Genomic DNA, 13252 nt, shown 5'->3' with positions numbered 1-13252 from the left:
TATGGTCTACAGACCAAGAACAGCAGATTAAATAGCCTGTTCCTGAGCATAAATAACTGTCTATTTATGAGGTGTTGCTGAGTCTATCTGTGGTCAAGGCTGAGGCGGTTAATGCGTGCCTCCTATGACCGAATGGAGGCGAGTTTAGCAGAAAATGGACGGATTGTCGCTAAATCATAATAGAAATCATGATGTTACATTCTTGTTTTTCTAGTGTTGCTAAAATAATGGCAAGATTGACGCTACAATATACCTGGTTGTTGAGCGGATTTGGGTACTAAGAACCGCCTGCATCAGCGACTGATTTTATCAGCATATTAAAGCTGAGTTTAGGCGATAGCGTGCTAGCCTATTTGGCTAACACGTTTGTTAACGCGTTATCAAGATCACTGAATTGAAACTGAAAACCCGCTTCGAGGGCACGTTTGGGGTAAACAAATTGCCCTTCCGTCAGCAGCTCCGACATTTCGCCCATCGCTAAGCGTAATGCAAGCGGTGGGGTCGTGATTAACGCTGGGCGATTAAGTGCTTTTCCGAGCGCTTTGGTAAACACAGCGTTACTCACTGGATTGGGTGCTGTGGCATTAAATATGCCTTTACAGTGTTGTTGAGTGAGTAAAAAATCAATAAGGGAAATGAGATCCTGCACATGGATCCAGCTCATACCTTGGCGTCCATGGCCAATTGGGCCACCGAGTCCGAGTTTAAATGGCGGTAACATTTTCTCTAAGGCACCACCTTTACCTAGCACGATACCAATACGGATAATGCAGACGCGTGTGTGCTCTGAGGTTGCATTTAGCGCCTCTTGCTCCCATTTTCGACAGATATCATGGCTAAACTCAACATGGGCACCACTAGACTCATCGAGTAATTTATCATCGTGTCGCCCGTAATAACCGACTGCCGAACCACTCACCATGATCTGAGGAGGAGTGCTACTCTGTTGTATTAGCTGAGTTAATCTTGCCGTAATATCCCAGCGACTATCACAAATACGTTGCTTCTGGTTTTTACTCCAACGTTTAGCGACTATGGGTTCACCCGCAAGATTTACAATGGCATCAATGTGATTTAAGTCGCTTAGCGCATCGAGATTTTCGAGGTAGTGGTGCTGATTGCCGAGCACTTTTTGTGTTTGTTGCACCGAGCGAGTTAATAACGTCAGTTGATGATATGGTGCCAGTCGTTCGACTAATTGGCGGCCAATAAAGCCGCTTGCACCGGTGATCAGTATATTCATGGAACCTCTCTTAATTGGTTAAGCTCTGCGGATATATACCAAAATGCGGTGTGCAACGATCACTTAGTCGGAGTATTTTTAGCCAGATTATTTTTGATAACATAACTCCATCGAGACTGAATCGGCAAAGCGTAGTGCATGGGGTTTGTCGATTTCGACACTGGCAAATTCAACCCAAGGATGCTCACTGGCGATGGCCAGCGTTTGGCTGGTGAGATTTTCGAGTAATGAGAAACGGTTATTCTCAATCAGTTCAATGATCTTTTTGGTAATTGTGCGGTAATTGAGCGCATCCTCGACATTGTCACTGTTGCGGGCACGTTCGGCACAATAATGGATCACGACATTAATGATCACGTCTTGGCGATTTTGAATTTCATCTTCTTTAATGCCAATAAAAGTACGAAGTCTTAAGTTTTTAATGCGTATAATCGCGGTTTCTGGTTTCATAATGACAAATGGCTATCTTAAGCTAAAGTTTCTGAGGTTAAGTGGTTTCAAGGGTTAGCCTAACAATTTTATCTAAGATCAAGAAGGATTTTTAATAAATGACTCGACCTAATGCGCCCTCTGCTGCTTATCGTGGCTTTGCGGTTATGGCCTTTGTAGTGATTATTTTGGCAGGGATTAAGGCGGCGAGCCCGATTGTGGTGCCGTTTGTGCTGTCCAGTTTTCTTGCGGTGATTTGTAATCCTGCAATCGGTTTGATGACAAAGTTCCGTGTGCCTAAATGGCTGGCAGTGATCCTTTTGATGGGTTTTATTGTGTTGATGGGCCTATGGTTAGCCTCAGTCGTTGGCAGTTCTGTCAATGAGTTTTCTAAACAATTGCCCCAATATCGCGATCAGCTGGTGGAGCAGTTTTCGTGGATTATCCATAAATTACAGGCATTAAATATTCAGATTTCGAAGGATCAGGTATTAGCCTATTTTGACCCTGGCATGGCCTTGTCTATGACCACGAATATGCTATCGGGTGTCGGCAATGTGATGGCGAATTTATTTCTGATCATCCTCACTATCGTCTTTATGCTGTTTGAAGCTCAGTCGCTGCCAAAGAAATTGCACCTGGCATTGGACGATCCCGATATGCGCTTAAAGCAGATTGACCGCTTTTTACAATCTGTGAATCAGTACATGGTGATCAAGACCTTAGTGAGTTTGGCTACTGGGATCATCGTCGGTGTGGGATTGACCTTCATCGGCGTGGATTACGCCATGTTATGGGCGGTGATTGCTTTCCTGTTTAATTACATTCCCAATATTGGTTCTATCATTGCCGCCATTCCAGCGGTGTTGTTGGCCTTTATTCAGCTTGGCCCTGCGGCGGCGGGGGGTACTGCACTTTTGTACGTGGGTGCCAACATGGTGATGGGCAATATCATTGAGCCTAAATTTATGGGGCGCGGTCTGGGGTTATCGACCTTAGTGGTGTTTTTATCATTAATTTTCTGGGGCTGGTTATTAGGTTCTGTGGGCATGTTGCTGTCAGTGCCATTGACTATGGTGGTTAAAATTGCCCTCGAATCGAGTAAGAGTGGTAATTGGTTAGCCATTTTATTATCGGACGATATCGAAGATAAGTTCTTGGCCAGTAACACGGAAAATTCAATTCCCAATGGCGATGAAGCCAATACAAGTGCAACTGAGAGTAAGTAATAGAAGATGCAAAGTTTTATACAAGCGCTAGCGACAATTGAGTTAGGTGATGATGCGGTGCGGTTATTCCACGGCCGCGGTGGGCATTACGTGGGTTGTGAGCACCTATGTTTAGATTGGTTTGCACCCGTACTATTGCTGACCAGCTTTACTCCCTTGGAGGATACGGATTTAACCCTCTGCCAACAGGCGATTGCAGTGCGCTGGCAAGCTATTCGGCCAGATAGCCAATTGAATTTAGTTTACCAATACCGTAGTGCGGGGGAGACGTTTACCCAATTATTGCAAGGTGAAGTGCCTGAGCCGCATATCGTTAGCGAAAATGGCGCACGGTTTCAGGTGCACCTAATGCGCGGACAAAACCACGGACTCTTCCTCGATATGGCCAATGGCCGCGAGTGGGTTAGAGCAAACGCCCGTTATAAAAAGGTGCTTAATTTGTTCGCTTATACCTGTGGTTTCTCGGTCGCCGCATTACAAGGGGGCGCCGATGAAGTTGTGAATATGGATATGAGTAAAGGCGCATTAGGCATAGGTAAGCAGAACCATTTGCTGAATGGCTTTAGCGCGGGAGCCCGTTTTTTAGGCCATGATATTTTTAAATCTTGGGGCAAACTGAAAAAGCTCGGTCCCTACGACATTGTTGTTGCCGATCCACCGAGCAATCAAAAGGGCAGTTTTGTTGCGACTAAGGATTATGTGCGTTTAATTAGGCGTTTACCTGAGTTGCTTGCCGAGAATGGCGAAGTATTACTGTGTCTAAATGCACCTGAACTCGATACCGCTTTCCTGCGTCAACAGGTAGCGGAAGCAGCACCTGCACTCGAATACATAGAGCGCTTAGCCAATCCGCTAGCCTTTATGGATGTGTCGGAAGAGAAGTCACTTAAGGTGCTTCGCTACCGCCTATCGACTCAAGCCTAGGCCTGATTTAGCTTAACTGGCCAGTATTAACTGGCCTTTTTTGTCGGCTTAGGTTGAGTGTTTAGCTTTTTACACTGTCGCTTATTACACAGCACTTATTCTTCAGTAGCTTAATCGCTCTGATAGCTGCGATCGCCCATAGGTTTCAATCACTTTACTGACTTGATGTTGGTCTAAGTGTTTGAGGGTGGAAATTTCACCATAAAGCCTGCCCTGAACATCTAATGGCATTCCCTAGATTCATTTTATGTAAGCGATTTTTGTTAATCGCTTTTGTGTATAAAGCGAATGATGAAATGGCGTCAGCATGGTCTCAATATCCTCGTAGAAAGTGAAAGTCTTTCATGTAGAAGTACTGATTGTGAGCTATTCAAATGATAACTAGCCTTAAATGCCATGCTTTGTGGTACAAAACTGAAAGTTTTCTGTAATTATAACTTTTGCTTTGTTATACTCCCGCCCACGGAATGTATCCCTTTCCTCATAGGCAAAATGTCAGCATAGAATGGCAAGCCTCTGCGACCTTACCCAATCAAGCAGGAGTTGTTATGGAAGTTCATGAATACGAAAATGCTTATTATCAAGTGAAAGACGATGTACTAACGTCTTTACCTGTTGAAAGCGAAGAAGAAGTGATCCAAGCTTAATCGATAACGATTAAACTGACGGTACTTATGAGTCAGAAATAACAGAACAAGCACAAAAAATAGCAACCTTAGGGTTGCTATTTTTTTGGTTGAAAGTAAGCAGAATGATTGTATGACAAGGTATGCGCGGTGAAAGCAGGCAAGAAAGGGGGTTAACCGTTAACTTTGCGCTTTTCAGGCAGAAGTTCGACGATAATCCATTGGCTACCAATTTTGTGTAGGCGTATGGTCCTGTCATCAATCCATGGTTGACCACCTTTAAGACCTTTCATTTTGACCACAACAATGACGTCTTTGGTAAATTTGCGGAAGAAGTCGATATCGATATCATCAATTTCCATTTCAACATTGGTCATAGATAGGCCGAGCATATTACGCTGTACGGCTGCGGCAATGTGGTAATGGGTGAGCACTTGTTTAATGGGATCGTCGACGTATTGCTTGGCTTGTTCAACATTACGATCAACATAAATCGCTTTAAAAAAGCCTAAGCTCACTTCTTCCGGTGATAACTGGCGCTGCTCTTGCGTTGAGGGATCGCCACAACCGAAGAGAAACAGGAGGGAGAAAAAAAATAGAGTTCGCATAAGTTTTAGTTATTGGAATTTGTTCCGAGTATCGCGATTTTAGCTGTAATGTACAAGTCTTGTCGTGATTCGCTGTCTATTGTGAAAAGCATTGACTCAAACCTCATGTGTGTGGCATATAGTTAGGAGTCATATAAAAAGGTTATCCACAGAAACTGTGGAAAACTATGTTGAAGACTTCAGTGATACTTTGTAAGTCACTGATATTGTCTTGCTTTATTTGCTGGTTAAAAAGTGACGCTTTTCTGCTTTCCATTATGTTCCACTTCTACTTGTGGATATTTTTCGCAATTTGCCGAGCTTATTCACACTGCATAATTTGATATTTCTCGTTTTTTCTTCATCTTTTGCAATTTCGACTTATCCATTAAGCGATTCTTGCGATCAACGGTATGGTTTACGCTAAATTTGAGCATAAAAAAAGCACCGGTAATAACCAGTGCTTTTTTGTGCGTAACGCTATGCAGATTTAATGCTGTTAGCCTTTAGCTGCGTCGTTCTGTGCGGCTTGAATTGCCGTTAGTGCGATAGTGTAGACGATGTCATCGACTAACGCGCCGCGAGACAAGTCGTTCACAGGTTTGCGCATACCTTGCAGCATAGGACCAATACTGATCAGATCGGCGCTTCGCTGTACGGCCTTGTAAGTCGTGTTGCCTGTATTAAGGTCTGGGAACACGAAAACAGTAGCTTGACCAGCGACAGGGCTATTAGGTGCCTTAGAGCGTGCAACGTTTGGCATAACCGCCGCATCGTATTGCAATGGACCATCAATAATCAGATCTGGGCGTTTTTCTTTGGCAATACGGGTTGCTTCACGCACTTTATCCACATCTGAACCTGTACCTGAGTTGCCAGTTGAGTAGCTGATCATTGCCACTCTTGGCTCGATACCGAAGGCTTTTGCTGATTCCGCCGATTGGATGGCGATATCTGCTAACTGCTCAGCATTGGGATCTGGGTTAATCGCACAGTCACCGTAAACAAGCACTTGATCTGGCATCAGCATAAAGAAGATGGATGAAACTAAGCTTGAGCCCGGTGCCGTTTTGATCAATTGTAGTGGTGGGCGAATGGTATTGGCTGTGGTGTTAACCGCGCCAGAAACGATACCGTCGACTTCGTTTTGCGCCAGCATCATAGTGCCGAGCACCATGTTGTCTTCTAACTGTTCACGGGCAACGACTTCAGTTAAGCCTTTGCTGCGACGCAGTTCCAACATAGGTTCTACGTAACGATCGCGCACCTCTTCTGGATCGATAATGATCACGCCTTCGCCAAGCACCACATCTTGCTGTGCGGCGATACGCAGGATTTCATCTTTTTTACCTAAAAGTACACAGCGAGCAATACCGCGTTCTGCACAAATGGCCGCCGCTTTAATGGTACGCGGCTCATCACCTTCAGGCAGCACCACAGTCTTGTGGGCGGCGCGCGCCAGTTCCGTGAGTTTGTAACGGAAAGCCGGTGGCGACAGGCGATGCTCACGGGGTGAGTTTTTAGTGACACTTTCAATCCACGTTTGGTCGATGTGGCTGGCCACATAATCCTGCACCAGATCGATACGAACCGCGTCATCGACGGGTACTTCATGGTCGAAACGTTGAATGTTGAGCGAGGTTTGCCAAGTGTTACTGTCGATCAAGAACACAGGTAAACCGGTTTCAAAGGCCTGTTCACACAGCTTAAGGATTTCTGGCTCTGGCTCGTAGCTACCTGTTAATAACAGGGCACCAATTTTCACGCCGTTCATGGCCGCAAGACAGGCTGATACGATCACATCTGAGCGATCGCCTGAGGTTACAAGCAAGGAGTCAGTCTTAATATGAGTGACCATGTTCGGGATACTGCGGGCACAAAAGGTTACTTTACGCAGGCGGCGGGTATGCATTTCACCAGCATTTAGAATTCGTGCACTTAAATGTTTCGCTAAATCCGACGCACGAGGTGCAACAAGATCAAGGTTGTAGGGCACGCTGCCTAAAATACGCAGTGGGCTTTTACCCGGTAGTTGGAACATGCTGGCCGCATCTGAGCGTTGAACACCTTGGTGATCAAAGACTTCAGAAAGATCAGGGCGCGCGCGACCTTCGTCATCAACGGGTGCTCCAATCTTGTTAATTACGGCGCCAATTAAGCGTTTATTCTTTTTCCCGCCCCAAGAGTTATAGGCGATTTCGAGGCGATTCATTAGCCCTGTGGCCGTATCACTGCCTGGTGTGGCAATAAAAATCACGTCGGCATCCATGGCTTTAGCGATGGCATAGTTCACATCATCGGCGAAGGGATGATTACGCGTTGGCACTAAACCTTCGACAATTAAGGTCTCTGTGTTGCTAGCGCAATCGGCCGCACGGGCAATGATTTGCTCCATTAAGACGTCGATTTGGTCGGCGCGGATTAAGGCTTCGGCATGGGCCATGTCGAAGGGCTCTAAGGGATTTACTGTTGGCGATTTGCTCAGAATAGTGGTAGAGCGTTCTGGGCCATTATCGTTTGGACGAAGCTGAGAAATAGGCTTAAAGAACTGAACCTTAACCCCGTGGCGCTCCAGTGCGCGCACCATCCCAAGGCTTAAGGAGGTCAGGCCGACTCCGGTACCTATGGGGATTAACATAATATTACGAGACATAAAAACCTCTAGTTTCGATGGTTTTTGGCAGAATAGTTTCTGCAAATTTGCTTGTGAGTACGGCTACGTAAGGTATAAAGCCGTTTGGGTGAGCAAACGGCTTAGGTCTTTTTATTTGTTGATAAGTTTAATGGAATCTTCGGCGATAACCCATTCTTCGTTCGTTGGGATCACCATGGCAATCGTGCCTTTATCTTGGGTGATGATACCTTTCTTACCGAAACGCGCCGCTTTGTTGCGCTCACTATCGACATGGAAATTGAAGATTTCCAGCATGTTGAGCACTTTTTCACGGATTAAATCTGAGTTTTCGCCAATGCCGCCGGTGAAGACGACTGCATCTAAACGGCCCAGTGGCACAGTGTAAGAGGCGATGTACTTGGCTAAGCGGTAGCAGAAGATTTCTAAGGCTAAGGTCGCGCCTTTATGGCCCTCGGCGTAACCTTCTTCTATGCCACGGCAATCGTTGGTCAGCTCGGAAATACCCAGCAGACCACTTTGCTTGTTCATCAGGTTATTCACTTCTTCTAAGGTGTAACCCAGTTGATGGACTAAGTGATAGATGATTGAAGGGTCAATATCGCCACAACGCGTGCCCATGACCAAACCTTCTAATGGGGTTAAGCCCATAGAAGTGTCGACACTTTTGCCGCCTTTGATGGCAGTCACTGACGCGCCATTGCCTAAATGAGCACAGATCACGTTGGTATCTTCGATGGGCTTGTTGAGCATTTTTGCCGCTTCACGGCTAACGAATAAATGACTCGTGCCATGCATGCCATAACGACGAATACCGTGTTCACGGTATAACTTGTAAGGCAGGGCGTAGACATAAGCTCTGTCTGGCATGCTTTGGTGGAAAGCGGTATCAAATACAGCAACCTGTGGCAATTTAGGGAAAGAGGCCATTGCCGCGCGGATGCCGATAAGGTGAGCAGGATTGTGCAGTGGGGCTAATGAAGCACAGTCTTCGATGCCTTTGATCACGCTCTCATCGATGATCACTGAGCGAGTGAATTTCTCACCACCGTGAACGATACGATGGCCAACGGCTTGAATTTTTGCTGCTAATTCAGGTTGTTCCGCAAGAATTTTATTAACAATGTATTCAACTGCTTCACGGTGAGCCGTAAATGCACCTAAGGCTGCTTCATGTTTTTCGCCGTTGATTTTCCATTTAATGCGAGAGTCTTCTAAACCAAAACATTCGGCTAAGCCAGAAATTTGGTCGTCACCTGTTTGCGCGTCAATGACGGCAAATTTGAGAGAAGAGCTACCGCAATTGAGAACTAAAACCAGTTTATTTGACATGTGTAAACCCTTTGCCATTGTGTTTAATATAACGATTCAAAATAATGAGGAACTGCGGTGTTTTTACCATATCAGTCTTGGGGCGATTCGCCAGATTGTGCTATGGTAAGAGCAGTATTCCATTGTAGTTGGTGTCTAAGATTGAGCATTAAGATCCTCAAAACCTTAGGTGATGGTCATCAGTATATGAAGACTTGGCCTATGGTTAGACAACTGGGTTTTTATTTTCCTGAGTATCGGGTCGTCCGAGCAACTCAGCTTGCCATACTGGTGATGCCAGTGCTGGCGATTTTTGTGAGCATGAGCCAGCTGTATATTCACGGTTGGGCATTTCTGCCCCAAGCTGTCACTCTCGGTTTATTTTTCATCAGCTTACCGTTACAGGGGCTGCTGTGGTTAGGCTGGCGAGCTCGCCATCCATTACCGTTAACGCTGTTCGACTGGATTAACCAGTTGAGTGCGAAGTTGTCATCCATGGGTATCAATTGCCACACGTTAGGCGCTAAGGCCTGTTACCTCGATATGGCACTGATTTTAAAAATAGCCTTTGAGCGTTTAGATGCCAGTTATTGGGAAGAACTTTAGGCCGTTGCTGCGGTTATCCCTTTTGGCTCTTTTGTTACTGTGGATTAATAAATCGCGTTAATCCCTTGCTGGACAAATACCGCTTTGATCTTTTCCATGGTTTCTCGACTTGGGGGGGATATCCCATCGAGTTGATAGCTTTCGCCCATGGCTTCCCACTTATGTTTACCTAATTCGTGATAGGGTAGTAATTCTACCTTTTCAATGTTTTTCATGGGCTTGATAAACTCGGCCAGTTGTAATGCCGATGCTTCATCGTCGGTAAATCCGCCCACTACGACATAACGTATCCACGTCGCTTGATTACGCTCTGCCAAATATTGCGCAAACTGTAATGTTCTATGGTTGCTGACTTTAGTTAACTCAATATGTTTTTCATCGTCCATGTGCTTGATGTCGAGCAGGACCAAGTCAGTATGGTCGAGCAACTCATCAATCACTGGCGTGTACTTACGTACAAAACCATTGGTATCTAAACAGGTATGAATACCTTCTTGCTGACAAGCCGTGAATAATTCGGCGACAAATTCGGCCTGTAAAATGGCTTCACCACCACTGGCCGTAACACCACCATTGCTGGCATCGAGAAAAGGCCGATAGCTGATGATTTGACTCATTAACTCATCGACCAGAACTTCTTTTCCGCCATCAAGATCCCAAGTGTCACGGTTGTGGCAATATTGGCAGCGCATTAAACAGCCCTGCATAAAGGTGATAAACCGTATGCCGGGACCATCTACTGTGCCAAAGGATTCCACCGAGTGGATCCGACCGATAACTGCCATTGTGACTCCTGTTAAAATAAGTGAGGCTGTAGCACAGTGTACTACAGCCTTGACTAATTTAGCTTACAGACCTTTTGTGAACGTACGCGTGATCACATCTTGTTGCTGTTCTGGTGTCAGTGAGTTAAAGCGCACTGCATAGCCAGAAACACGGATGGTCAGCTGTGGATACTTGTCTGGATGCTTAACGGCATCTTCGAGCATCTCGCGGTTCATCACGTTGACGTTCAAGTGTTGGCCACCTTCTTTTTTGTCATTGTGGTCGAAGTATCCGTCCATCAATGCCGCTAAGTTGGTACGGCGAGCATCATCATCTTTACCCAGCGCATTTGGCACGATTGAGAAGGTATAAGAAATACCGTCTTGAGCGTGGGCAAATGGGAGTTTTGCCACTGAGGTTAAAGAAGCGATTGCGCCTTTTTCATCACGGCCATGCATAGGGTTTGCACCCGGTGCAAATGGCGCACCTGAACGACGACCATCGGGTGTGTTACCGGTTTTCTTACCATAAACCACGTTTGAGGTGATGGTCAGAATTGACTGCGTTGGGATCGCATTGCGATACATTTTACGGTCACGAATTTTCGCCATAAAACGTTCAACTAAGTCACAGGCGATATCATCTACACGTGGGTCGTTGTTACCAAATTTTGGATAGTCACCGCTGATATCGAAATCAACTGCTATGCCGTTTTCATCACGCACCGGTTTTACGGTGGCGTATTTGATGGCAGACAGTGAGTCGGCTGCGATAGATAAACCCGCAATACCACAAGCCATAGTGCGACGTACGTCTCTGTCGTGCAGCGCCATAAGCGCGGCTTCGTAAGAGTACTTATCATGCATGTAGTGGATTGAGTTCAGTGCAGTGACATATTGAGTCGCTAACCAATCCATTAAACCGTCTAAGCGATTCATCACGTCATCAAAGTTGAGCACTTCGTCTGTGATCATGTCTGCTTTAGGGGCAATCTGGATTTTCAGTTTTTCGTCTACGCCGCCGTTAATCGCATATAGCATGGTTTTCGCTAAGTTAGCGCGAGCACCGAAGAACTGCATGTGTTTACCCACAACCATAGGGCTCACACAACAGGCGATTGCATAGTCGTCTGATTGGAAATCAGGACGCATTAAGTCATCGTTTTCGTATTGGATTGAGCTAGTGTCGATAGACACTTTGGCGCAATATTTTTTGAAACCGATTGGCAGTTTATCTGACCATAATACTGTGATGTTTGGCTCTGGACTTGGACCCATAGTGTAAAGGGTGTTCAAGAAACGGAAGCTTGATTTCGTCACTAACGTACGGCCATCTAAGCCCATACCGCCGATTGACTCCGTTGCCCAAATTGGGTCGCCTGAGAACAATTCGTCGTATTCAGGGGTACGTAGGAAACGCACCATACGCAATTTCATCACAAAATGGTCAACCATTTCCTGAGCTTGTTGCTCAGTTAAGGTGCCATTTTTTAGATCACGTTCAATATAGATGTCGAGGAATGAAGAGGTACGACCTAATGACATGGCAGCGCCGTTTTGGCTCTTCACTGCAGCTAAATAGCCGAAGTAAGTCCATTGGATCGCTTCTTGTGCATTAGTCGCTGGACGAGAAATATCGAAGCCATACTTGGCAGCCATTTTCTTCATTTGGCCTAATGCACGGTGTTGCTCGGCAATTTCTTCACGTAATTGGATAACGTTAGATAACTCTTCACCCGCTTCGAACTGCACTTGCAGTGAGCTAAATTGGGCAAACTTATCTTTCATCAGGTAATCGATACCGTAAAGTGCCACACGGCGATAGTCACCAATGATACGGCCACGGCCATAAGCATCGGGTAAGCCCGTTAAAATACCTGATTTACGACAGGCCATAATTTCGGGGGTGTAAACATCGAACACACCTTGGTTATGGGTTTTGCGCAGTTCTGAATAAACATATTTAACATCTTCATCCAGTACACGATCGTAGGCGGCGCATGAGCTTTCCACCATACGAATACCACCGTTAGGCAACATAGCGCGTTTTAGCGGCGCGTCTGTTTGTAAGCCAACGATAGTTTCTAATTCTTTGTTGATATAGCCAGCGTCGTGGGAAGTGATGGTTGAAACCATCTTAGTGTCGAAATCAACAGGCGCGTGGGTACGGTTTTCCTGTTTGATGCCTTCCATGACTTTATCCCACAATTTTGTGGTCGCTTCTGTGGCACCGGCGAGGAAGGACTCGTCGCCTTCAAAAGGCGCGTAGTTTTGTTGGATAAAGTCACGTACATTGACTTCAGATTTCCAATCGCCAGGAGTAAAGCCTTCCCATGCGTTGGCAAACAGTTCAGTTTTGTCGGTCATCGTACTAATACCTTCTGGTTGAGATAAAAGGTTATTGGCGATCAGCGTTAAGCAATGCTGAGTATAAGCCAATAGCTAATTCCTGAAATAAAGCTCCCTTCATGATGACGCCCTATGATGGGAACTGGATTTTGAAGCGCTCGTCACTCCAAAAGTCTGTCTATTGATACCCGATAAGATGACAAATATTCGCTTACTTTGATTATCGGCTACTGATAAATCTTTATAATTGGTAAGACCAATTGTCCATAGGCATATTAACATAGGTCTGTCGCTATCGCATCTTAAACGGCTTGGTTTATGCTCTGTTAATCCCAAATTTGCTAGCTAGGTAGCATTTTTTTACCACAATAGGGAATACGGCACGCTTTTTAAGTTGGTGTGACATCTGAACCCCATTATCTCTTAAATCAGCCTGCCTATATTGTTACCATTTACTGTCCACCTTTAGCGAGGATAAATCTATCCTCGTATAGGCTGATTTTGATTGGTGGGAGTCACGGCTCGATAATGGGAGCTGTCACAGTAGGCGCA

The 13252-nt window shown here is 45.6% G+C and carries 11 protein-coding genes; 3 read left to right on the top strand and 8 right to left on the bottom strand.

The features are described 5' to 3' along the window. Positions 1-349 precede the first annotated feature (349 nt). Complete coding sequence (locus tag L5M18_RS09045; RefSeq protein WP_263196637.1) at positions 350-1243, bottom strand: TIGR01777 family oxidoreductase; 894 nt, start codon at positions 1241-1243, stop codon at positions 350-352. Between the two features lie 87 nt (positions 1244-1330). Next, a complete protein-coding gene (gene folX / locus L5M18_RS09040; RefSeq protein WP_006082167.1) occupies positions 1331-1693 on the bottom strand; it encodes a dihydroneopterin triphosphate 2'-epimerase in 363 nt (120 codons plus the stop codon). 98 nt (positions 1694-1791) lie between these two features. On the opposite strand from folX, the gene L5M18_RS09035 reads away from it, so the two are divergent. Together L5M18_RS09035 and L5M18_RS09030 are read left to right on the top strand one after the other, a co-directional pair. Continuing rightward, entirely contained in the window at positions 1792-2901 is a 1110-nt protein-coding gene (locus tag L5M18_RS09035; RefSeq protein ID WP_028760979.1) for an AI-2E family transporter, read from the top strand. A 6-nt stretch (positions 2902-2907) separates the two neighbouring features. Then, positions 2908-3825, top strand: a complete 918-nt coding sequence (locus L5M18_RS09030; RefSeq protein ID WP_263196635.1) for a class I SAM-dependent methyltransferase — start codon at positions 2908-2910, stop codon at positions 3823-3825. 102 nt (positions 3826-3927) lie between these two features. Here the strand turns inward: L5M18_RS09030 and L5M18_RS09025 are convergent, their stop codons facing one another. The 4 genes from L5M18_RS09025 to ackA form a co-directional block, all read right to left on the bottom strand. After that, complete coding sequence (locus L5M18_RS09025; protein WP_263146341.1) at positions 3928-4056, bottom strand: hypothetical protein; 129 nt, start codon at positions 4054-4056, stop codon at positions 3928-3930. 568 nt (positions 4057-4624) lie between these two features. Further along, positions 4625-5059, bottom strand: a complete 435-nt coding sequence (locus L5M18_RS09020; RefSeq protein ID WP_105252133.1) for a hypothetical protein — start codon at positions 5057-5059, stop codon at positions 4625-4627. 478 nt (positions 5060-5537) lie between these two features. Further along, positions 5538-7691 (bottom strand): phosphate acetyltransferase, encoded by a 2154-nt coding sequence (pta, locus tag L5M18_RS09015; protein WP_028760976.1) that lies wholly within the window; start codon positions 7689-7691, stop codon positions 5538-5540. Between the two features lie 111 nt (positions 7692-7802). Beyond that, positions 7803-9002, bottom strand: a complete 1200-nt coding sequence (gene ackA, locus L5M18_RS09010) for an acetate kinase (protein ID WP_219234385.1) — start codon at positions 9000-9002, stop codon at positions 7803-7805. Positions 9003-9143: 141 nt separating this feature from the next. On the opposite strand from ackA, the gene yfbV reads away from it, so the two are divergent. Then, on the top strand, positions 9144-9587 hold the full coding sequence (gene yfbV, locus L5M18_RS09005; protein WP_081729091.1) for a terminus macrodomain insulation protein YfbV: 444 nt from the start codon (positions 9144-9146) through the stop codon (positions 9585-9587). Positions 9588-9631: 44 nt separating this feature from the next. Here the strand turns inward: yfbV and pflA are convergent, their stop codons facing one another. Both pflA and pflB read right to left on the bottom strand, forming a co-directional pair. Continuing rightward, the gene (pflA, locus tag L5M18_RS09000; RefSeq protein WP_105252135.1) at positions 9632-10372 is read right to left on the bottom strand and encodes a pyruvate formate lyase 1-activating protein; all 741 of its coding nucleotides are present in this window, start codon (positions 10370-10372) and stop codon (positions 9632-9634) included. Positions 10373-10435: 63 nt separating this feature from the next. Next, positions 10436-12718 (bottom strand): formate C-acetyltransferase, encoded by a 2283-nt coding sequence (pflB, locus tag L5M18_RS08995; RefSeq protein WP_263196634.1) that lies wholly within the window; start codon positions 12716-12718, stop codon positions 10436-10438. Positions 12719-13252 lie beyond the last annotated feature (534 nt).

Source organism: Shewanella sp. SM20, assembly GCF_025654545.1.
Classification (GTDB): Bacteria; Pseudomonadota; Gammaproteobacteria; order Enterobacterales; family Shewanellaceae; genus Shewanella; species Shewanella oncorhynchi.
The sequence above is the reverse complement of the archived record's forward strand: the minus strand, read 5'-3'. Positions and strand labels throughout refer to the sequence as shown.